Annotated in this window: 17 protein-coding genes; 10 read left to right on the forward strand and 7 right to left on the reverse strand. The window is 69.0% G+C overall.

Annotation, left to right across the window (positions count from 1 at the left end; genetic code table 11):
* Positions 1-31: 31 nt before the first annotated feature.
* From QMG73_RS38550 to QMG73_RS38560, 3 genes are all read right to left on the reverse strand, one after another.
* A complete protein-coding gene (locus QMG73_RS38550) occupies positions 32-3,070 on the reverse strand; it encodes a DNRLRE domain-containing protein (RefSeq protein WP_281903950.1) in 3,039 nt (1,012 codons plus the stop codon).
* Between the two features lie 116 nt (positions 3,071-3,186).
* A complete protein-coding gene (locus QMG73_RS38555; RefSeq protein WP_407676914.1) occupies positions 3,187-3,924 on the reverse strand; it encodes an ABC transporter ATP-binding protein in 738 nt (245 codons plus the stop codon).
* The gene (locus QMG73_RS38560) at positions 3,924-6,677 is read right to left on the reverse strand and encodes an FtsX-like permease family protein (RefSeq protein WP_281903951.1); all 2,754 of its coding nucleotides are present in this window, start codon (positions 6,675-6,677) and stop codon (positions 3,924-3,926) included. The genes QMG73_RS38555 and QMG73_RS38560 overlap by 1 nt, the downstream gene beginning before the upstream one ends.
* Positions 6,678-6,767: 90 nt before the next feature.
* Between QMG73_RS38560 and QMG73_RS38565 the strand changes: the two genes are divergently transcribed.
* Together QMG73_RS38565 and QMG73_RS38570 are read left to right on the forward strand one after the other, a co-directional pair.
* Positions 6,768-7,376: a PadR family transcriptional regulator gene (locus QMG73_RS38565; protein ID WP_281903952.1), complete on the forward strand. Its 609-nt coding sequence runs from the start codon at positions 6,768-6,770 to the stop codon at positions 7,374-7,376.
* Positions 7,377-7,523: 147 nt separating this feature from the next.
* Positions 7,524-10,715: an AfsR/SARP family transcriptional regulator gene (locus QMG73_RS38570; RefSeq protein WP_281903954.1), complete on the forward strand. Its 3,192-nt coding sequence runs from the start codon at positions 7,524-7,526 to the stop codon at positions 10,713-10,715.
* Positions 10,716-11,177: 462 nt separating this feature from the next.
* Here the strand turns inward: QMG73_RS38570 and QMG73_RS38575 are convergent, their stop codons facing one another.
* Positions 11,178-11,657, reverse strand: coding sequence for an RNA polymerase sigma factor (locus QMG73_RS38575; protein WP_281903955.1), 480 nt, complete (start codon positions 11,655-11,657; stop codon positions 11,178-11,180).
* 68 nt (positions 11,658-11,725) lie between these two features.
* On the opposite strand from QMG73_RS38575, the gene QMG73_RS38580 reads away from it, so the two are divergent.
* On the forward strand, positions 11,726-11,905 hold the full coding sequence (locus QMG73_RS38580) for a hypothetical protein (protein ID WP_281903957.1): 180 nt from the start codon (positions 11,726-11,728) through the stop codon (positions 11,903-11,905).
* A 639-nt stretch (positions 11,906-12,544) separates the two neighbouring features.
* On the opposite strand, the gene QMG73_RS38585 is transcribed toward QMG73_RS38580, so the two are convergent.
* On the reverse strand, positions 12,545-13,510 hold the full coding sequence (locus tag QMG73_RS38585; protein WP_281903959.1) for a helix-turn-helix domain-containing protein: 966 nt from the start codon (positions 13,508-13,510) through the stop codon (positions 12,545-12,547).
* A gap of 59 nt (positions 13,511-13,569) precedes the next feature.
* Between QMG73_RS38585 and QMG73_RS38590 the strand changes: the two genes are divergently transcribed.
* From QMG73_RS38590 to QMG73_RS38605, 4 genes are all read left to right on the forward strand, one after another.
* Positions 13,570-14,799 carry an MFS transporter gene (locus tag QMG73_RS38590; RefSeq protein ID WP_281903960.1) on the forward strand — a complete coding sequence of 410 codons (1,230 nt, stop codon included), beginning with the start codon at positions 13,570-13,572 and terminating at the stop codon, positions 14,797-14,799.
* A gap of 55 nt (positions 14,800-14,854) precedes the next feature.
* Complete coding sequence (locus tag QMG73_RS38595; RefSeq protein WP_281903962.1) at positions 14,855-15,355, forward strand: pyridoxamine 5'-phosphate oxidase family protein; 501 nt, start codon at positions 14,855-14,857, stop codon at positions 15,353-15,355.
* A gap of 75 nt (positions 15,356-15,430) precedes the next feature.
* Entirely contained in the window at positions 15,431-15,694 is a 264-nt protein-coding gene (locus QMG73_RS38600; RefSeq protein WP_281903963.1) for a site-specific integrase, read from the forward strand.
* 344 nt (positions 15,695-16,038) lie between these two features.
* Positions 16,039-16,239 (forward strand): hypothetical protein, encoded by a 201-nt coding sequence (locus tag QMG73_RS38605; protein WP_281903967.1) that lies wholly within the window; start codon positions 16,039-16,041, stop codon positions 16,237-16,239.
* Between the two features lie 243 nt (positions 16,240-16,482).
* On the opposite strand, the gene QMG73_RS38610 is transcribed toward QMG73_RS38605, so the two are convergent.
* Entirely contained in the window at positions 16,483-16,617 is a 135-nt protein-coding gene (locus QMG73_RS38610) for a hypothetical protein (RefSeq protein WP_281903969.1), read from the reverse strand.
* Between the two features lie 179 nt (positions 16,618-16,796).
* Here QMG73_RS38610 and QMG73_RS46250 point away from each other — a divergent pair, with 179 nt between their 5' ends.
* Complete coding sequence (locus QMG73_RS46250; protein WP_309299576.1) at positions 16,797-16,991, forward strand: hypothetical protein; 195 nt, start codon at positions 16,797-16,799, stop codon at positions 16,989-16,991.
* Between the two features lie 254 nt (positions 16,992-17,245).
* Positions 17,246-17,803 (forward strand): IclR family transcriptional regulator, encoded by a 558-nt coding sequence (locus QMG73_RS38615; protein WP_281903976.1) that lies wholly within the window; start codon positions 17,246-17,248, stop codon positions 17,801-17,803.
* A 415-nt stretch (positions 17,804-18,218) separates the two neighbouring features.
* On the opposite strand, the gene QMG73_RS38620 is transcribed toward QMG73_RS38615, so the two are convergent.
* Entirely contained in the window at positions 18,219-19,436 is a 1,218-nt protein-coding gene (locus QMG73_RS38620; protein ID WP_281903970.1) for an ISAs1 family transposase, read from the reverse strand.
* A gap of 639 nt (positions 19,437-20,075) precedes the next feature.
* Between QMG73_RS38620 and ltrA the strand changes: the two genes are divergently transcribed.
* Positions 20,076-21,461: a group II intron reverse transcriptase/maturase gene (gene ltrA / locus QMG73_RS38625; protein ID WP_281903972.1), complete on the forward strand. Its 1,386-nt coding sequence runs from the start codon at positions 20,076-20,078 to the stop codon at positions 21,459-21,461.
* The last annotated feature ends 121 nt before the right edge of the window (positions 21,462-21,582 follow it).

The following is a 21,582-nucleotide window of genomic DNA, read 5'->3' on the forward strand; positions in this document are numbered from 1 at the left end:
AGGCCCCTTCCCCGTACTGTCCATGTCCGCCTCAGCTGACTGCCGCGCCGAACGCGACCTCGTCCGCCGGAATCCCGTCCGCGCCGGGGCGCCAGAGCCGCTCCGGAATCACCGTGCCGGCGGCCAGATCGGTCCACGCCAGCGCGTACACCACCGGATCGCCGTAGGGGCTGGCCACATACAGCGACCCCGTCGAGGAGCCGAGCACCAGACCGAGCAACTCGCTGGCGGCGGCGTCCCCCGGCAGGCCCGCGCCGCGCCCGATCGGCGTCATGCCCGGGCTGGCGGCGGTGCCCGAGAAGAGCCCGATCCGTCCGGCGTCGTTGGCGGTGCTGTCGCGGCCCGGTGCGCCGACGGCGACCATGACAGCGCCGGAGGTGGTGGTATGTGCCAGCACCCGCTCCCCGAAGTACGCGCCTTCGGCGGGGTCCGCGAGTGTGCCCAGCCGTTCCACAGTGGTCGCCGTGACGTGGAACCGCTCCACCGCGCCGGCGTCGCGGTAGCCCGGCGCGTCCCGTCCGGGCACGCCCGACACGAGTAGGGAGTGGAGCTCATCCGCGGGCGCCCCGGCCGGCCGATAGCCCGCGAGAGACACCGATTTGCCGAAGGTGTCGTTGGCCGCCGGTGCCGTGGCGGTGAGGTCGGCCACCAGCCGCGGCTTGCCGGCGAGCAGGTCGTGGCCGTAGATGCTGGCGGCGCCGGCGAAGCCGGTAGCGCCGATCCCCTCCCCCGGCCGACCGGCCGCGAAGTGGTACACCGACCCGGACACCGAGTAGCCGAACCGGTCGTCCACCTCACTGACGTCGGTGGCTCCGGTCTCCTCCTGGTCGATCCCGACATTGACCGCACCGCGCAGGTAGTTCACCATCCCGGCGTCCGCGGTGGTGCCGATGTCCTCACCCGGTACGCCGATCACCAGGTACGCCTCGCCGGCCGCTGTGTGGCCCGCCGCCACGGAGAAGCCGAACCAGTCACCCGCCTCGACCGCGCCAGCCACGGCGCCGACGTCCTGATGCCATAACAGCGACGCGGGTCCGGTGTCCAGGCCGCCGGGCGCACCCAGCAGCAACCAGACCGCGCCCGCGTCCGCCACACCGTTGACATCCCGGTAGGGCGCACCGACGGCCAGATCGGCGCAGCCGTCGCGGTTGACGTCGAATGTGGACAGCGCGTGACCGAACCGGTCTCCGGCCGCCGGGCCGTCGGCGGTGATCGTCCGTACCGCGCCGGTGCCGCCGTCCACGACACGCACCAGGCCGGCGTCCGCCTCCGCGTCCACCGCGGCCCGCGGGTCGGCGATCGCGAGGTCGCGTACCCCGTCGCCGTTGTAGTCGCTGTCGACGCCGGCCACGCAGCCCTCGACCGGTGGCGCTATCACGTAGACCGTCAGCTCGCAGAACGAGGACCAGACCGCGGATCCGCTCACCCCGTCCGAGGCCCGCACCCGCCATCGATAGGAACCGCCGTCCAGGAACGCGCCCGCCGGCACCGCGGTGGCGGCCGTGGCTCCCGATGCCACACCCGTCACCGTCGCCGATCCGATCGGCGCGGCGCCGTCCACCGCCCACCACTCGAACGTCACCGACATCGCCGTGCCGTCGTCGTCGCTGACGGTGGCCTTCAGCTGCGGTGTAAGGGTGTTCACCAGCGGCCGCTGGGGTCCGGTCGCGCACGCCGTGGCTGGGTCGGTCGCCCGCGCGGTCACCGTCGGCCACGCGTTGTAGGTCACCACGGCCTTGGGCACCTCGGCGGTGCTGGGCCCGTTGCGCGACCGGAACTGCTTGAACCCGTTGGCGTCGCTCTCGTCGGCGGCTCGGATGCCCATGTATCCCCGGGTACCGCCTGCAGTGGCGGCCCGCTGGAAGAACGACGTGCCGTCGATCGTCGCCCAGGCGTCGTCGCAACCACTGTCGAACCCTCGGGTGGCGGTCGAGGTCGCCTCCTTGAACCGCCACTCGGGCTGGTTCGTGAAGCGCGTGTCCGCGTTGGCCACGCCGGTGGTCCAGATCTCCCAGCCCTGCGGGGCGCAGGTGTGCGACCAGTAGTTCCAGAACGAGATGGTCGCCGAGTTGATCTGCCGGCCGGCCAGCATCGAGGTGTCCCAGCTCAGGAACGAGCGGGCGATCGTGGGTGGCGCCGTCGCCAGCAGACCGACCTGTAGGTCCGGCTGGTCGCTGCGGTCGACGGTAACGCCTTCGCGCACGTACGTGTCGAACGTGGTCGACAGTGGATTCACCGTTGGATCGAGCGTCACTGGGAACGTGGTGGCGGGGTCGCGCAGCCACGCCAGGTCGGGAGTCAGGGTCAACGCCGCCCCGCCGGCCACGGTGTCCACAGTGGTCCGGATCGGCGCGGTCCGGGCCGGGCTGCCCGCGTCCCACATCGCCGGCGCGGGGACCGTCGCGACCAGCGAGCCGGCCGCGTCCTTCAACGAGACGCTTCCGCCGGCCTCCCGCACCGACGACGCGACGCCCGGACCGGTCACCGGCAGGCGTACCCGGACGAGCCGGCCGACCGCCGCGCGCTCCTTGACCACCAGCAGTTGCTGGAACCCGATCTGGGTCGCCTCGACCACCAGGTCTGCTCCGGGCACGGCGTCCACATAGGTCGCCCGGTTGCCGGACAGCACAGGCTCGGGCAGCACGCCCGTCCAGCTCATCGCCACCCGCCGCGCGCCTACGCCGACCGCCGCCAACTCGTGTGTGCCGGCCGGCCGCGCGCCGGCGATGCGCAGGCCGCCGGGGTGCGCCACCGGAGCCACGGATCCGTCCGGCGCCCGGACCAGAGTCAGGTCCACCGGCACCCACCCCGCATTCCGGCGCACCCGGACGACTCCCGCCGAGATCGTCACCCGCATGTCGCCGTTGGGCAAAGCCGCGTACTCGGCGGTCTCGGACGTCAGCTCCGGAATTGGCACCGGTTCTCCGGACAGCCGAGCGGACCGCAGCGCGTCCGCCTCCACCGAACGCGCCGCGACTCCCGGTCGAGCGACGTCGCCCGCCACGCCCACGAGCGCCACCGCCGCCAGAACGGCCGCCAGCGCGGCCCACGACCTCCGGGTACCACCCATGACCGACCCCCGCCCCACTCGCTTTCCAGGTACGGTCAGCTTCAGCGGGGCCGCCGCTCCGGCGGTTGACAAACTGTTGCCATAGCACGGCAGGGACGTGCTCGGGCGCGGGGGAGCTACAGGCGGAGGCCGCCCACGCGGCGCAGCGTCAGGGCAGGGTCTTCGCCGTCGGTGAGGTTGAGGTCCTCGACGACACGGCCGCCGCCGAGCCGGATCAGCCGGTCGCATCGGGCGGCGATGTGTTGTTCATGGGTGGCGAGCAGGATCGTCATTCCCCGTTCTCTGCGCAGCTGGAGCAGCAGGTCGAGGATCTGCGCGCCGGTGGCGGCGCCGAGATTGCCGGTCGGCTCGTCCGCGAGCAGCAGACCCGGGTCGCCGATCAGCGCTCGCGCGATCGCCACCCGCTGCTGTTCGCCACCGGACAACTCGGCGGGTAGGGCACGCTCACGGCCGGCGAGGCCGACCGCATCAAGCAGTTCCCGCGCGCGGTTCGTCGGGTCGCGTGGATTCCGGTACGGCAGCGTCGGCGCGACGACGTTGTCCAGCACGGTGAGAGCCGACAGCAGGTGATATCGCTGGAAGACGAAGCCGATCCGCCGACGGTAGTCGGGCAGTTGACGGCGGTGCAGCGTGGTGAGCTCCAGCGGTCCGACCGTGATGGTACCGGCGTCGGCCGGCTCGAGCGCGCCTATCAGGTGCAGCAGGGTGGACTTCCCGGAGCCGCTCGGCCCGGTGATCGCCACGGCGGCGCCGGCGGGCACGTCGAAGCTCAGGTCGTCGATGGCCGTCAGCACGTGTGCGCCGGAGGGGAAACGCTTGACCACCCTCGCGACGCGTACATCGAATGACATCATCACTCCTTCGCCAAGGATCGGTGGGTGGGCAGGCGGCACTGCAGCCTGGCGTGGACGAGCCCGGCAAGGCCGGAGAGCAGGACAGCTCCGGCGCCGCCCACCGCAGCGGTCGCGACCAGCGAAGCGGGCACCTCACCGACGAACCAGGCGGCGCCAGCGAACCCGAGACCGGCTCCGGTAGCGCCGCCGAGCGTGCCTATCACCGCGCCCTCATAGACAAGCAGGCGTGCGAGCGTGCGGTCGCTCCAGCCCATCGCTTGCAGCGTGGCCAGTTCGCCGGCCCGCTCGCGCACATTGAGGTAGAGCACGTCCGTGACGGCAGCCACACCCAACATCACGGTCCCGGCTACCGCCACCATGTCCGCGGTGCGCACGCTGAGTGAGACGGCCTCGCCGAGGAAGCTGCCGACGATGGCGCTACGGAACGCGTACCCGACGGCGCCGAGCATGATGAGCGCGGCGACGGCGATCGCGAGCGCGCCGGCTCCGAGGGCGGTTCGCGCCGGCCGGTTGGCTACGTTGACCATGGCCAGGCCGGCCAGGGTACGTCGCCGGTGAATCCATCGAGCGTGGAGCGCCGGTGGGCGCAAGGCGGCCATCGGGTGGGCGCGGGCGGCCCGAAGTGCCGGTGCTGCGCCCGCTGCCCACGCCAGCAGCAGAGCGATGGGTACCGCCAGCCAGGCGCGCTGCCAGCCGACGTCGACGTCGATCGCGGCGGCGATGGGCAATGCCAGCCCAAGTGCGAGCGGTCCAGAGGCCAGGCCGATCGCGGTCACCTCGCCTACGATCAGCACCCCGAGGCCGCGGGCTGGCCAGCCGACGCAGGCCAGGACCGCCAGGTCAGGCGCGCGGGCGTGCACGGCGGCGGAGACCGCGTTGCCCAGGAAGAGCGCGCAGACCACCAGAACGAGCAGGAACAGCGCGACGCTCTTGCGGTCGACCGCCTTGGTAATGACGGGCGCCACGCCCAGGGCGGTCCAGTTCTCCCTCAACTTCAGGGCGGGACGGCCGAACGCGCCAGCGGGCAGGTGGATGGTTTGCGGCGCGGGCGACGAACCCAGCACGACGTCCACGTCCAGGCCGGTGGTGGCGGCGATCCGCTCGGCGACGAGTCGCACCCGTTCGGCGGACCGTTCGTCATATCCGTCCACATCGGATACGCGTACCCGGATCGAGCTTATCGGAGCGGCGATCCGCGGGTCCGTTGCCAGAAGCAGCTTGGGCACCGCGGCGAGTGTGGTCAGCAGCATGGGCGGCGCGGTCAGGTACCCACCCGGTTCGCCGCTGGGCGCCAGCCGCCGGTCTTCGAGCGCTTCGCGGCTGACCTCGTCGGCACCGGTGGCGACGGGCGGCTGGTACAGCTCGCCGGCCAGCCGCCGCGGGTCGTACACGCCGACCGCTCGCCATTGGACGGTCGAGACACCGGCCGGCACGGCCACGGCATCCGCGCCGATGGGGTGGAAGGCCACATCGTCGGCGAGCCACGGCTTGGGCCCCGAGCCCCGCACGGTGTCCAATGGTGTGCGCCGTACGGTATGTACCTCCAGGCCACCGTCGGGCAGTTGCCGGTACTCGGCAGGGCCGGCCGGCACGAGGGTGTCCAGCGTGCCGGCCCCGGTGCCGCCGTCAGCCGTTGCCCGAACGCCGTCGGCGACGTCGAGCCGGCCCGCGCCGGCGGCGACACCGCCGATCCTGCCGAGTTCCCGGTCGAGCTCGGCCGCGGTCAGCCCGGTGACCCGCTGAGGCGCCAGCCGCGTGTAGGTGGTGTTCACCACGGAGTCCAGGGCGGGCTGACCGGTGGCGACGACCGGGATCGAGCGGATCGGCAGCCTCGCCGGTATCTCGTCGATCGGCGTGTCGGTCGCCCGCAGCGGGCGCCCCGCCACCACAGCCTCGTCGAGGCCGACCAGGCGCTGCTCGGCCTCCGGATCGACCGCGGCGAGCGCCATCGGCGCGGTAACCTCAATCGAGACCATCAGCCGTTCGGTGGGCGGGCGCGGTGCCTCGCCCGCACGAAGTATGTCGGCCGGCTGGAACCGTCCATCCGGCAGCAACCGGACCGCTTCGATCCGCCAGAGATCACGCTCGGAGACGCTTGGGTACTCGGCGGCGCTCCACGTTGGTGAGCAGACCGGCTCGGTGCCCCCGCTGGGCAGCACTTCCCGGACCGCAATGCCGCATTCGCTGGCGTACGTCCGCCCGTCCGAGTAGGTAAGCGCGTTGTCACTCCACCGGTCGCCGAGCACGGGGTGGATGAGCGGGTGCTTGGTTACGTACACGTACCGGGGCTTGCCCCGCGCTGTGGACAGTTCGCGGTCGGTCACGAAGGTGGGGTCGACCCGGATCACCTGGCGGTCCAGCGAGCGATCGATCGCGTCGGTGAGGTCCAGCGGAAGCGGCACGGTGGTTTTGGCGTATCCGAGCATCGCGACCGGCGCGGCCACGTCGACGCCGGCGATTCCCGCGATCTGTCGGTATTGCGTCGTGGTGATTCCGCCGGACGGGTCAAGCAGTCCGTCAGGGCGTACCAGCTTGCGCGCGACCTCGACCGGCGTGCGGCTGCCTTGCGGTCGGACCAGGATGTGCTGGGAGGAACGAGTGCTCTGCCCCACCGCGTCGGTCGCCTGAAGCCGGGACGTGGTGACAGAACCGGTCAGCACCACAAAGCTTGTGGTCGCCAGGAGCACGCCGGCCAGCAGCGCCATCGACCGGCCGGCGTGGCCGCCTAGCTGGTGCCAGATCAAGCGGAACACGCCTGCCTCCTGCGTATGGTTTCGTGACCTTGGGACGTATACACTCTGCGCGATACATTGTCACAATGCAAGAGTGGCTCGGGAGGTCACATGGCGATCCAGCACGCGGTCCTGGCCCTCCTCGCAACCGGACCCAGCTACGGATACGAGCTGAAGGCGTCCTTCGAGGCCACGGTCGGACCGCAGTGGGGGCCGCTGAACATCGGGCACCTTTACCAGATCCTGGACAGGTTGTCCCGAGACGGTTTGGTGGACGCCGAGCGCCAGCCGCAGCCGGTCAAGCCGGACCGCGTGGTCTATGAAATCACCACGGCCGGGCAGGCGGAGCTCGACCGCTGGCTGGACGAGCCGAGCCCGCGCGGCGGCGGGTTTCGTGACGACTTCTTCCTCAAGGTGACCGCGGCGGCCCGCACCGGCAGCCCGCGGACGGTCCGCACGGTACTGGCCCACCAACGCGGGCACCTGCTGCGCGAACTGCGAAACCTGGACGCTCTACGCCGGGAGGCCACCGACCCGGTCGTCGGCCTGCTGCTCTCGGCGGCCATCCGGCACGTCGAGGCCGACCTCGTGTTCATCGACGACGCCGAGGCGACCCTGCTCCACGACGACAGCCAAGCGCTGGCCGCCATCGTCGAGGCGGCGTCGAGGCCGACGCCACCAGTCCGACAGTCCCCACGAAACGGGCGCACCGCCGGCTAAGCCGGCCGGGCCGATGCGAAGCGCCAACGGTGTGGGTGTGTCGAAGCCTGTCGGCTCACCGACTGCGGATTGCATTGTCGCGATGTAAATACAATACGACACAGAGTGCGACATCGATGGAGACCACGAGGTTCACGGGGGGCTCGGGTGGATGATGGATGCGCCGATGACCGTGCGGAGATCCAGTTTCGGGTGCTCGGCGCGGTCGAAGTGATCATCGGTGACCGTGCGCGGCCCATCGCCCGTCGGCGGGAGCGCTGCCTGCTCGGATTGCTGTTGCTGGAGGCCGGACGGGTCGTACCGGTCGACCGGTTGATCGAGTTGCTGTGGGAGCAGGCGGCGCCCGCGTACGCGCGACGCACCGTACACAGCCACATCGCGCGGCTGCGGGCGGTATTAACCACCGCGGGAGGCGCCGCGCAACTGACCACCAGCGGGGCTGGTTACCTATTGAAGGTGGACCCTGATCTAATCGACATACATCGCTTCAGGCGGCTGGTCAACGAGTCCGTCGCGACGGCCGACCCGGCAGTACGGATCGACCTGCTCGACGCGGCCGCGCAGCTGTGGCGCGGCCCTTTGCTGGGCGACGACGCCGATCCGCTGCTGCGCGAGCGCGTGGCCTCGGAGTTCGACGCGCTTTGGCTGAGAGCACAGGAGCAGCGGATGGCCGCACTCGTCCACTTGGGACGACACCAGGAGGCGCTGCCCACGTTGGCGCGGCTGACGGCCGAGCAGCCGGCCCAGGAACGGTTCGCGGAACTGTACATGACGGGTCTTTATCGCGCCGGTCGCAAAGCCGAGGCCCTGTCCACGTACGAGCGGACCCGGTCGTGGCTTGTGGAACACCTGGGCATCGACCCCACCCCGGCGCTACGGCGGCTCCACCAGGCGGTCCTACGCGACGAGCTCGAACCGCCGTCGCTTCCGCCTCCGGCGCCAGCCGCGCCATCCCGCGCGGCGACACAGGTTGCGGGAGAGAGGCAGGCGCGCGAGGTGCCAGCCGAACTGCCCGCCGCGGTGCCCGGGTTCGTCGGCAGAGACAGCGAGATGACCAGGCTCGACGAGTTGCTGCTGGCGCACGACGCAGGTCCGGCCGCTGCGGTGGTGGCGGTCGCGGGCACAGCCGGTGTCGGCAAGACGGCCCTCGCCGTCCACTTCGGGCATCGGGTGGCAGCGCGATTCCCGGACGGCCAACTGTACGTGAACCTGCGCGGCTTCGAGAAGGCCGCACCGATGAGCCCGCTAGAGGCATTGACCCGAATGCTGGTCGCTTTGGGCGTGCCGGCCGAGCGAATCCCCGCGGAGAAGGACGCCGCTGCCGGCCTGTACCGATCCGCGCTGGCGGGCAAACGGATGTTCATCCTGCTAGACAACGCCGGATCAGCTGAGCAGGTGAGGCTGTTGCTGCCGGGCACGCCCGACTGCCTGGCGGTAGTGACCAGCCGGAAGCGGATGACCAGCCTGGTCGCCAACCACGGTGCGCTGCACCTGGCGTTGGATCGGCTACGCCCGGACGACGCACGAGAGTTGCTCGTCGCGATGCTCGGGCAGACACGCGTCGCGGCGGAGCTAGCAGCGGCGCTTGAGCTGACCCGGTTGTGCGCCTACCTGCCGCTGGCGCTACGTGTGGCGGCCGCCAGCTTAGCCACGCGTCCACAGTGGGCAATCACGGAATATGTAGACCAGTTGCGGGGGGATCCGGGCATGCTCCAGATGGACACCGAGTCGGCCGTGTCGGCCGCGCTTGAGTTGTCCTACACGCGCCTCTTGCCCGCCGCGCGGCGGCTGTTTCGGTTGCTGGCCTTGGCGCCGGGTCCGGATATCACCGCCGAGGCCGCTGCCGCGCTGGCGGATGTGGACACCGCCACCGCGTCCAGAACGTTGGAACAATTGGCCACGGCACATCTGGTAGAGGAGGGCAGACCGCGCAGGTACGGCTTTCACGACCTGTTGCGCTGGCACGCCGGCGCGAAGGCGGAGCACGAGGACAACCCCGCAGTTCGGGCCGCCGCCCTGGAACGGCTGGCCACTTGGTATCTGAAGGTAACGGCCGGCGCCACCCAACTCGCCTACCCGAATATCCACCGTCTGCCGGCTACCGCGCAATGGGCCGACCGATCCAAGGTGGTGTTCGGCACGGCGGCGGACGCCACCGCTTGGATCGATGCCGAATGCGCCAATCTCGTCGCGACTGTCGTCTCCGTGAGCGAGCGCGGACCTCGCGGGATCGCGTGGCTGCTCACCGACGCCTTGCGCGGATACTTCATCTACAGCGGAAACCTCTCCGACTGGTTGGTAACCGCACACGCCGCGCTCACCGCCGCGACGCAGGAAGGTGACCTGCACGGCCAAGCGTCCGCGCGGCTCTGCATGGCCGATCTCGCCACCGTCCACTCCCGATACGCGGAGGCGATGCTCCACTACGACGAGGCGATCGTGCTCAGCCGGCGGGTGGGGTGGATGCAGGGTGTGGGGAGCGCCGAGAACAACCTCTCCATCGTCTACTGCGAGTCGGGGGACGAGCAGGGAGCGCTGACACGCCTGGAAGCGGCGCTCGCCGCATACCGGGCCGCCGGTGACGTCGAGGGCGAGGCCGCAAACGCCAACAATCTCAGCCAGATCTTCCGCTGTTTGGGCCGTCTGCGGGAGGCTGCGGAGCAGGCTCACCGCTCGCTCGCATTCCGCTCCCCCTCGTCGCCTGCCAGGTCCACAGCCCTGAACAACCTCGCCGCCGCGCAACACGGACTAGGTGACCTCGACGAGGCGCTCCGCAACGCGAACGATGCTCTCGACATGCGGCGTCGGCTCGGCATGCCCATGGCAGAGGCCGAAGCCCTCGCGACGATATCCCACATCCATCGCGACTCCGGCCGGCTCGATCTCGCCCTCGACGCGGTGACCCGCGCGTGGCGGATGGTCAAGGACAACGCAAACGCCCGGGCGCGCGCTGAGGTGCGAAACGCCCTCGGCACTGTCTACACCCGACTCGGAGACTACGCTCGCGCAACCGAAGCACACCTCTACGTCGTGGACGTGGGACAACAGGCCACGATCCGCTACCACGAAACTGTCGCACTGGTAGGCCTCGGTGAGGCGTATCTCGGCTGGGGCCGCCACGAGGATGCGCGCGTCTACGCAGGCCGCGCGCTGGAGTTGGCCGGCAAAGCCGGATATCAGGTCCTGGAGAGACGCGCCCACACCGTCCTGGCTGTGGCCGACCAGACAACGGGCGACGAGGCCCACAGCGCTGAAAGCGCGCCAGACCGGTCGTTCGGTGGAAGTTGTCGGCGTGCTCAACGCTCATTGTGCGAAGGTCCACGCGGGTCGGGCCGGTGACGTACTCGTGGTCGGCTACGCCACCGACCTTGCGCCTTCAGCCCAGCCGTCGCAGACGCCAAGTGCTCTCCGGGGCGAGGCCGCAACGCACCGTCGTCGGCTCGTCTCGGCTCCTCGGCGAGGTGGAGGACGACGTGGCCATGTTTGCGGTGGACGACCACGCCGTCTGCGCAAAGATCGTACGCGGGCCACCGGCAGCAGTAGCCCTCCCGCTGCGTCGCCGAGCAGGCGGCCGACTTCCGCCAGCTCGTCGATCGGCCCAAGGTCTCTGGCTCAGCACTGGTGCCACGCACGGACCGGATCACCGGTTAACCCTGTGCGTGCCGATAGTCTCATCCGCGCAGCTCAGGCGGCGTGTTCGTATTCGTGGAGGAGTCCGCCGAGTCGATCGTGTCGGCGGATGCGCAGACGCGTGATTGCAGCGGGGTCGGTGATCGGCTCGGGCAGCGGATGAAGCGCATGTTAGTGCAATCGACCCGGATCAGCTCGGTCCTGCTGCCGAAGTCGGGTAGCCGGTCCATGGCCAGCCCATCGAGCCACAGCCACCGGAGGCCGACCATGCCGGCTACCGGTTGAAGATCGACCAGTGTGCGGACTGCGCGTAGGGCCAGGCAACGCAGCGAGGTCCGGGTGGCAGCACGCGAAGATCAAGGCGAGACGGTCGTCGACGCCCGGTTCCGGTGGCGGCTCGGCGGCCATCCGGGCCGCCTTCTCCCGCCCGGCGGCGTCGCGGCGCAGCCGGTCCAGCGCCTTACCCCAGCCCACGGTGACCAGCCACCCGGTCGGGCTGTCCGGCACGCCCTCGTCGGGCCAGCGCTTGAGCGCCTCGGCCAGCGCGTCCTCGGCCCGGTCGAAGTCGCCCAGCCGCCGGCTGAGCGCACCGAGCATGCTGGCCGCATGCCCGCGCCAGATCCGGTCGACCAACTTCGTCACCTCGTCCACCGCACCAGGGTGCAACATGGTGGCGGCGCGGCGATCGCTAGGCCGGACCCCGCGTGGTGCGAGGGCCTGTGCGCCCGCTGGGCAAGTACCTCATCGACGCACCGCTGACCTCGGCACCGCCCACCTCACCGCCGCCGGCTGGCTCGACCACCGCGTGGCAGAACGGCCGCCTCGTCGTTGACGCCGCCGGGGTCGCCCGCCCGCCGAACATCGTGCTTGGTCGAGTCAACACCGACGCCAGCGTTTGAACGGCAACGGCTACTGCGCCGGATTCAGCGCGGCCAGCAACGCCTCGTGCGACTCAGAGATCCCGGCCAACTACAACGCCCGACACGCGACCACCGGAGCCGAGATCGGCCTGTGGATCTGGCAGAGCTACCTCACGACCGACGACCGTTCGTTCCTGTCCGCCCACTATCCGATCATGGCCGGGGCCGCGAGGTTCCTGCTCTCCCATGCCCGGACCGGATCCGACGGCCTGCTACGCACCTTCTCCAACGCCCACGAACCCAGTCGGAGTCAACCACCCAATCAACGACATCGCCGCCATGCAGGGCCCTGCTCCCCGTCGTCATCGCCCCGGCAAAGCCACTCGACGTCGACGCCGACCTGGGCGGCCGGCTCAACACGGCCATCCCGAAGATCCGACCGCTGCCACGCACCGACATCGCCATCAGGTCGCTGGTGCTCACCCCGACCTCAGACACCGCCGCAAACAAACATGCTCGCGATGTCCGCCCAACCCACCGCCCCCAAACACAACCAGGAGAACGTCGAGCGAGCTCGAAACCAGTCTGCGACAACGCTCGACGAGCTCACGTCGGGGGACTTGTCAAGTTTTACAGTCCCCGCGTCGGGCGTGCCGATGGTTGGCGCGCTAATGCTGTTCATCCGGGTGGTGTATCGGTGTCCGTGGCGATACGTATCAGGCGGTCGCCGTCGGGTGTGCGGTAGTAGAGGACCGACCGGCCGGCCCGGCGGCGGCGCACGAGTTGTGCGTCCAGCATGATCTTGAGGTGGTTGCCGACGGCGCCGATGGCGAAGCCGGTCACCGATACCAGTTGGGTAGTGCTCATCGGGTTGTCCAGCAGGCTGAGCAGGGTTGCGCGGGCCGGGCCGATGAGGCGGCGCAGGGCGCCGGGCGCGGTGGTTCCGCCCTCGGCAAGCAGACCGCCGCACGGATAGACCACTGAGTAGCGGTGCGGTCGACGCCATCCGACCCAGCCGCGCACGCTGGTGCTGGGAATGAACAACAGTTGCCCGGCGGTCAGGTCCCGCGGTGGATAGTCGTAGGCGTTGATCTGTATTCGTCCTTCGCCCAGCCATCGCATGTTGGGTCGCATGTCGTCCAGAGCGGACGCCCATCCGCTGGTACTCAGTCGCCGGGTCCGCGCGATGATGTCCGCCTCGAACGCCCTCTCCCGGCGTTGCCAGTCAGGCACGACCGCCTCGGTCCACACCCAGTCGAGTACGGCGGCAATCCGGTCCGCCAGGTCTGGCACGTCCAGTGTGGGGTCGTCGCCGGCCAGGTCGGCGCGCAGCGCGGCGGCCGGCGCGGTACGGATCCGCTGCATCTCATCGTCGAACGTGTGCTCGTCGTCCTCCGGCGGAGGGCAGAGGATGTCGGTCAGCCAACCAGGCAGTATGGCGGCTTTCAGGAACGCGCGGCCGACCGGATCGTCGGCCATGCGGGCCCGGAACGCTGCCCGCTGCTGAGCCGTGCTGGCCAACTGGCCGGGACGGTGCGGCCACGCCCCCGCGAGCACGCCCAACACCGCGACGGTCTCAGCCAGCGCCGAGATCCGAAACCGGCTGCCGGCGAGGACGTCCGCGTCGACCAACCAGACGCCCACGTTTCGCCTCCCCGCGAAACTCTACGCTGGCGGGACCGGCGATGCCGAGACTGTCTGGCATGCGTACCTATCGGGAACTGTTCCGCACGCCGGAGTTCGCGTCGCTGTTCGGCGCGTCGTGCGCCCGGGTCGCCGGGACAACGCTGGCCGGGCTCGCGCTCGCCACACTGGTGTACGCGCGCACGGAATCCCCGCTGCTGTCGGCGCTGAGCATGTTCGGGCCGTCGTTCGCCGGGCTGATCGGCGCCACCACGCTCCTGTCGGTGGCCGACCGCGTACCGCCACGCGCCGCGATGACCCTGGGCGCTCTCGCCGCCGCGGTGACCGGCCTGCTGCTGGCGACGCCGGGCTTGCCGCTACCGGCGATGTTCGCGGTGATCTTCGCGCAGGGCGTGATCACCTCGATCGGAGCCGGGGTGCTGTACGGCCTGCTCGGCGAGATCCTCCCGCCCGACGGGTACGTGTTGGGCCGGTCGGTACTCAACGTGTCGGTCGGCGCGATGCAGGTGGCCGGATTTGCACTGGGCGGCGCCCTCCTCGTGGTGGTGTCGCCGCGGACCTCACTGGTCATCGGTGCGGCACTGGCGGCCTGTTCGGCGCTGGTATTCCGTCTGGGGCTGCGGTCTCGGCGGCCGCGGGCGTCCGGCCGTCCGTCCGTCGCGATCACGTGGCGCGTCAACCGGGAGCTGTTGTCGACGCGAGCGCGGTGGGCTGTCTACCTGTCGATGTGGATACCCAACGGGCTGGTGGTGGGCTGCGAAGCACTGTTCGTGCCGTATGCACCACATGCCGCTGCCACGCTGTTCGTCGCCGCGGCGCTGGGCATGCTGCTCGGCGACATGGCCGCCGGACGATTCCTGTCACCACAACTGCGGCAGCGGTTCGTCACTCCGCTGCGGTTCCTGCTCGCGGCACCATATCTGCTATTCATGCTCCCGCTGAGCCTGCCGGTGATGGTAGGCGCGGTCGCCCTCGCGTCGACGGGTTTCGCCTCGACACTGCTTCTGCAGGAGCGGCTGATCACGCTGACCGGCGAGGAGGCGCGTGGCCAGGCTCTAGGACTGCACGCCAACGGCATGAAGGCAATGCAGGCGATCGGGGCGACAGTCGCGGGCCTGACCGCCCAGTTCCTGCCCGTCGGTACGGCAATGACGATGCTGGCGGTGGCATCCCTCGCCGTCACCGCCATGCTCAGCCCCGGCCTGCGATTGTCCGATCCCCGGATCGCGCTGCGCCGCGCTACACGCACAGACCTCACGGCACCTCAGCTCAGTGAAACACCGGCTTGACCATGAAGCGCTCTGGCCACCGCCCCCCAATGATCAGCAACGAAGGAGAACGACGATGCGCCCGAACGAAATCACCGAGATTCTGAACCGGCCGATCAGTCAGGAACTGTTGGCTCGCGACCTGACCCGCTTGGCCTACATCGCGAAGGACGGCACCCCGCGCAACGTCCCGATCGCGTTCGCCTGGAACGGCTCCGAGATCGTCATGTGCACCGCGAAGAACGCGCCGAAGCTGCCGGCCCTGCGTGCGAACCCAGCGGTTGCTCTGACGATCGACACCGAAGTGCACCCACCCAAGATCCTGCTCATCCGAGGCCGAGCCGAGTTGGACTTCGTCGACGGCATCCCGGACGAGTACCTCCAGCCCACCAGCACCTACGAGATGACGCCCGAGCAACGGGTCGAATGGGAGGCCGGGGTGCGTTCGCTATACCACGACGGCATGGTCCGGATCATCGTGACCCCGACCTGGGCCAAGCTGATCGATTTCGAGACAACATTGCCGAGCGCGGTCGAGGAACTCATCCGGCAACGGGACGAGCGTCAGCGTGTCTGAGGTCGACCCCGACCGGCCGATCACCCGTATAACGAGACGAGGAGTAGCTGACGCCATGCGCAAACTCATAGCTGCGTGAGGGAGGCGGCGTCCGACCTTCAGCTGTTGCTGCGGTGCCCGCGCGACAGTGCGGTCGAGATGCGCGACTACGCGATCCCGATGCTGGTCACAATGGCCCGGCTGCTACTCGACGATCTCGACTGGCGCAGTGGTGAAATCGTCGTCCGGAGCAAGGGACGGCGCGAGGACCGGCTCCCACTGCCGGTCGAGGTCGGTGAGGCTGTGGTCGCCTACTTTCCGACGCCCAGCCCTGGCTCGACGATCGCCATCTGTTCCTGATCGATCGAGCTCCCCGCGCACCGATCCGCGCGGATCGGGTCAGCGACGTCGTCAAGCGGCCTGTCTTCGAGCGGGGCTGGCCCACATGGGGCCGCATCGGCTGTGGCATGCCCTGGCCGAGCAGATGCTGCGTCACCTGCGCTCGTTGCGGAACGGCTCCATAAGGTTGTGATGGGCATGTGCCCTACCGCGGTGTCGCGTCCAGTCCAGCGGGAACAGGCTGACGATCGGTCGCTACCGGCTTCGAGGCAGAACTCGTAGAGGCAACGCCGCACGGCACGGTCTCGCAATGCGCTCGTACCGACAGCCCCCACGGCACTTCGATGAGCTGCCAAACTCGTTGAATGCCGTTCGTTGTCACCTTGCGCAACCTGGGGACCGCAGCCATCGTGATCGGACTGCTCATCACGCTGCTCACACTGGCCAGCGCTGGTTCCGACCGCCCGTTCGTCCTGGCCGTTCTGATCGTCCTGATCGGGATCGGACTACGGATCGAGGCTGCGCTAGCAGCTACCGCCGCGCGGCAGGCCGATCCCTCGGACTGACCTGGCCCTTCCACCGGTGCGCTCATACTGCGACAACAGCCAGCAACGGGGCAGCCAATCGCGCGTAGAACGTGGCCTCTTTGAGCACATGCCGCGGCAGCGCGCCCAGTTCCACCACTGGACCGTCTTTCAACCTCCACCGACCGACAAACAGAAGGTGCCCTGACCGGCGCGCGCCCCGCGGCTACAACGCTGGATCTGACCGCCGTGTCTATGCTGCGTGCATGGCGTGGCGACACGCCGTCACGGGCGGGCGGCGGCGCCGGCGAGAGGACGGGCCTTGAGTGCCTCGGGCCCATACATGTCGAAGTTCGACGCCGCGACCGCTGCGTCGAACGCCGGATCACCCTCTGTGGTCAGAAATCTCCAGTCCAGCATGTGGTTGATCCTTCCGGTGATCCTGTCCGCCACGTTCATGTACGGCTTCGACCAAAACGCGGTGAACGTGGCCCTGCCGACAGTGCGGGACGACCTGCACGCCGGCCCTGGCCGGCGACACGGGACGACGTCCAGCCCACGCCCGATCGCCCGCCCGGGTCGACACCGCAGCTGACCTCGTGCCGCTTGCCGAGCAGGACCGTTCACTGTGGCAGCACGACCTGATCAAAGAAGGCGTCGACCTGCTGGAACAAACCCTGCCCCGCGGCCACGTGGGCAGGTTCCAACCACAGGCCGCGATCGGCGCCGTAAACGCGGAGGCCGCAACGTGTAAGCAGACCGACCGACTGGCTCCAGATCAGCCTGCTCTATGACGTGCTGAGCCGGGTTGCGCCGGGTCCAGCCGTCACGCTAAACGACGCCGTCGCCGTCGCGATGGCCCACGAACCCGCGGCGGGTCTCGCCATGCTCGAACCGCTACTGGACGACCCCGGCCAGTCGGTGACCTCACGCTTGCTCGCCATTCTCGACTCCTTCGACGTCACCCACCCCGCGCCTGTCATTGTCGGAGATTTCCCGCCGCGCAGGGCTGCCCCTGGTTACCACCCACCGACTGGTCGGTGAACTCGTGGCCTGGCGGGGTCTGTGCCTCCGCGACGACGGCCACTACGAGATCGGACAACGGCTGTGGGAGGTTGGACTTCTCGGCGCGCTGCATTTGCGACCACGAGAAATCGCCCTGCCGTTCCTGCAAACCCTCTACGAGGTAACCCGCGAGAACGTGCACCTCGCTGTCCGCGACGGTGACGACGTTCTCAACGCCGAGAAACTCGTCGGTCACCGGTCAGTGCCGATCATCTCCCGCCTCGGTGGTCGGCTACCCCTGCACGCCACGGGCGTCGGCAAGGCGCTGCTCGCCCACGAAAGCCCGACTTCCGGCGCGACTACCTCACCGGCCTCTTGCCAGGCCCACCCGCTACACCGTCGTCGAACCGGGCCGGCTCAGCGCCGACATGAGCAGGCCGCACAACGCCGCTACGCCGCCACCCATGAGGAGATGACGCTGGGCACCTGCTCGATTGCCGTCGCCATCCTCGGCCACGCTGGCCGGCCTGTCGCCGCGGTCGGAGCTGTCGTGCACAGCATCCGCGTCGAACCGGCCAACTCGCCCCACCCATCCGGCTGACGGCCGAAGGCATCGCCGCCCGCATCGACGCGACCCGCTCATGTTTGTGGACGGCGTCTTTCACTGGGCGTAACGAAGGACCGGTGGCCGTCGCGGCCCCGCCATCGTCGCCATGCGAACTCAGATCGGCATCGTCGGCTCTGGCCCGAGTGGTCTCCGGCTCGCCCAGCGCGGCTTCGAATCCGGCATCGTGGAGAGCCGCTACCGTGAGCACGTCGAGGCAGATGCTAGGCGAATACGCGGTCCACGGGGCGGTGCTACTCCCGGTCGGTGGACAAGTTGGTCGGCGAGGAGCCGAGGTGGTCGCCCGGTTCCAGGCGTGGATGCGGGCCGCCGACCGCGCGGCGTCGACAGTGCGGGTGTATGCGACAGTGGCCGGGGAATTCGTCGCGTTCGCGGGCACCCGCGGCCAGGGTCATTGCATTCTCGGGCTGCTGCTGGTCACGGCGGTGATCAGGTCGTGGGGACGGCGGTTGGCGCGTCGTGTGGCGCGGGCGATGTTGGTGTCGCCGTTGGTTCGGTGGAAACCGATTGAGGTGTTACGCAGGGTTGCCATGACGGCTGGGCCGTTACCGATCCGGGCCTGATGTGAGTCTTCACGGAACGTCACGTCCCTGATGTGGTGCAGGGCTTCGATAAGCCACTCGCGGCGGATCCAGTCCTGCAGGTCGCCGGGCTGGGCGTCGGCGGCGGTCAGCGAGATGGTCAGGTACGCGGTTGCGCGGGTGGTCTTGCCGCTGTTGGTGCTGGTGCGGGTCCGGGTGATCCGGATTGCCTGTTCGGCGTGAGGGAAGCCGATGCCGCCTGGGGTGGTGACGGTGACGGCCTTGACAGTCCGGGTCTCGCGGCGGCCGTGACCGGTCTCGCGGGTCTGGTGCCCTGCCGGGATCTGGGCCCAGGGCAGGGTCTTGAGCTGGGTGTGCAGGGTCGGCTGGTTGCCCTTTGCCGGGATCAGCAGGTGTGCACCCCGGGCGGCGATGTCGTTGGCGTGGCTGATCTGCGTATGCAGGGCGTCGGCGACGAAGATCAAGTCTTTCAGGCTGCCCAGCAGGCGTTCGACGGCGTCTAAAAGTGGTGTGAAGGCGGGAATCTCGTTCGACTTCGCGTTCACGGTGACTTGCGCCAGGACGATGCCGGTGCTGGTGTCCAACGCGGACAGTAGATGCACCTGGCTGCCGTCGGCGCGGCGGGCCCCTCGTAGGGTTTTGCCGTCGATCGCGATGACCTGCCGGTACCGCGGCTGCCGGGCACTGTCCACCGGCCTGGTCCGGGTACGCAGCCAGGCCGCGAGGATCGTGGCGAGCTGGTCGGCGTCCAGACGGATCAGCAGCCGCCACACCGTGGTCGCGGCGGGAACTTCGCGTAGGAAGCCGAGCCGGGCACGGGCGATGTCGTCCAGATCATGCAGCCAGTCGGCGATCGCGGTCACGCTCGACGCGCCGGCCATCACCGCGCACACCGCGACCGCGAGCAGCCCGGTAAGCGGATAGCGCAGTCCGCGCGGGCTGCGGGGATCCGGCACAGCGGACAACGCGTGCAGCAGACCAGCTTGTTCACCCGTGGTTATCTGGCGGTCCAGGGTGTCGGTGGGGGCGGTGACCGCGGACAGTACTCGGATCGGGCATGCTGACATCGCGGGTGAGGTCCTCGAAGGTGTCTGGGAGCGTAGAGAACTCCATGAGTGCGCCGTGAGGCGCTGTTGGTTCGTGTGGTGGTGAGAGACCATCGCCGTCGTCTTGTCGCAGCGAGGCGGTTGAAGCTGAGGGCAGCCTGATCCGGGAGGTGCCGGGGAGGGTGGCAAGCGGCCCTGACAAAGCCGGGGTATGCCAGTACCACCAGATGGTGTGGGTCCGGCAAGCGAGTCGGAGAGGAGCACGCGAGGAACCGGCGTTTTACGCCCCTCAATTCTTCTACCGGCTCAAATCTGGAGGATACGGGCCGGGCGCGGTGCGCATCTGCCCTGATTAGGGACAGAGAACTCCTGGGCTGGATTCATGGGCTGGTCGGGAGGCCACGAGAAAGTCTGCGGCGTACTCGTGGCGATGCCGCAGGGGCAAAGTCGGGCTCCTCCTTCGTCGAGCGAACCACAGTGAACACGGGAACCGTCTCGGCAACGCCCGTCATCGCGCATCCGGCGTGAATGCTCATGGGCTGAGTCCACCGTCGATTGAACAGGCCGGGACGGGGCGGAGCCGTCGTAGTACTCCGAGGCCGGGAGAGCCGGTCACATGGGGAAGGACGGCAGCGGAAGTTGAGGGGTGTGGAGGCTGCAATGCCGAAAGACGCGCTGGTGAATACCGGCGCCGGCGCGGATCCGGTGCCGATGGGACCGGTCCGGCGGGTATCGGAGATGCAGGCCAAGCTTCACCGTTGGGCGGCGGCCGAGGACGGCCGCCGATTTGATGACGTGTTCAACCTCGTGTGTGACCCGGCGACGCTGAGCGTGGCGTTCGACCGGGTCGCGGGCAACCATGGCGCGAACACGCCCAGCGTAGACGGTGTGACCGCCATGCTGGTCGAGGAGAAGATCGGGGTGGCGCAGTTCCTCGCCGACCTGCGGGCCCGTTTGCGGGAGGGAACGTTTCGGCCGTTGCCAGTGCGGGAGCACACCATTCCCAAACCGGGCGGGTCAGGCAAGGTCCGCAAGCTCGGGATACCCGTGATCGCGGATCGGGTGGTCCAAGCGGCACTGAAACTGGTGCTGGAGCCCATTTTCGAGGCCGATTTCCTGCCGGTCTCCTACGGGTTCCGGCCCCGCCGACGGGCGCATGACGCGATCGCCGAGATCCACTTCTATGGCACCCACGGCTACCAATGGGTCCTGGACGCGGACATCGAGGCGGCCTTCGACCGGGTCTCGCACCCCGCGCTGATGCAACGGGTGCGCAAGCGGGTCAAGGACAAGCGGGTGCTGTTGCTGGTGAAAGCGTTCCTCAAGGCCGGAATCCTGACGGAGTTCGGCGAGGTTCGCGACAGTCTTACCGGCACGCCGCAGGGCGGGATCCTGTCACCGTTGATCTTCAACATCGCCATGACAGTGCTGGACGAAGACCTGCACGGACCGTGGCTGTCCGACGGGACGATGAGCACGCCCAGCCGCCGTGCCGGACGTCGAAGCAAGGACCAGCCGACGTGGCGAGTCGTCCGCTACTGCGACGACTTCGTCGTACTCGTGCACGGCACCCGCAACGACGTCGAGGCGTTGCAGGGACACGTTGCGCAGGTGCTCGAACCGCTGGGGTTGCGGCTGTCACCGGCCAAGACCCGGATCGTGCACATGAGCGACGGGTTCGACTTCTTGGGGTTCCGCATCCAGTGGCGCCGCAAGTACGGCACGAGGAAGTGGTACGTCTACACCTTCATCGCAGACCGTCCGGTCCGGTCGTTGAAGGACAAGGTCCGCGCTTTGACCAGGCGGACCACGCAGCGAAATCCCGGGTTCGTGCTGACCAGGTTGAACCAGGTCATGCGCGGATGGGCCAACTACTTCCGGCATGCCGTGTGCAAGCACACCCTGTCCACCCTCGCTAGGTTCGTCTGGCAACGGGTGATCCGGTGGCTGAGCCAACGGCACCGTTGGAGGTGGAACGACGTCCGCCGCCACTTCACCACCCCGAACGGGCGTTGGAAACCGGTGACGGCTGTCGACGCCGCGTGAAAACTGAGCCGTAGTCGGCGGGTGAAACCTGAGCACCCTGTGTACGGCTTGGGGTGTGATCAGCGTGGAGGACTGGGCCGAGATTCGGCGTTTGCACCGGTCAGAGGGTGTGAGTCAGGCG

The sequence above is a fragment of the Phytohabitans aurantiacus genome, assembly GCF_027923225.1.
Lineage (GTDB): Bacteria > Actinomycetota > Actinomycetes > Mycobacteriales > Micromonosporaceae > Phytohabitans > Phytohabitans aurantiacus.

What these genes read in the sequence shown, in the direction of transcription:
- QMG73_RS38590 (WP_281903960.1), top strand. Translation starts at nt 13,570, where the DNA reads ATGCGTACCTATCGGGAACTGTTCCGCACGCCGGAGTTCGCGTCGCTG.
- ltrA (WP_281903972.1), top strand. Translation starts at nt 20,076, where the DNA reads ATGCCGAAAGACGCGCTGGTGAATACCGGCGCCGGCGCGGATCCGGTG.
- QMG73_RS38565 (WP_281903952.1), top strand. Translation starts at nt 6,768, where the DNA reads ATGGCGATCCAGCACGCGGTCCTGGCCCTCCTCGCAACCGGACCCAGC.
- QMG73_RS38555 (WP_407676914.1), bottom strand. Translation starts at nt 3,924, where the DNA reads ATGATGTCATTCGATGTACGCGTCGCGAGGGTGGTCAAGCGTTTCCCC.
- QMG73_RS38550 (WP_281903950.1), bottom strand. Translation starts at nt 3,070, where the DNA reads ATGGGTGGTACCCGGAGGTCGTGGGCCGCGCTGGCGGCCGTTCTGGCG.
- QMG73_RS38620 (WP_281903970.1), bottom strand. Translation starts at nt 19,436, where the DNA reads ATGTCAGCATGCCCGATCCGAGTACTGTCCGCGGTCACCGCCCCCACC.
- QMG73_RS38605 (WP_281903967.1), top strand. Translation starts at nt 16,039, where the DNA reads ATGCCGTTCGTTGTCACCTTGCGCAACCTGGGGACCGCAGCCATCGTG.
- QMG73_RS38595 (WP_281903962.1), top strand. Translation starts at nt 14,855, where the DNA reads ATGCGCCCGAACGAAATCACCGAGATTCTGAACCGGCCGATCAGTCAG.
- QMG73_RS38610 (WP_281903969.1), bottom strand. Translation starts at nt 16,617, where the DNA reads ATGCTGGACTGGAGATTTCTGACCACAGAGGGTGATCCGGCGTTCGAC.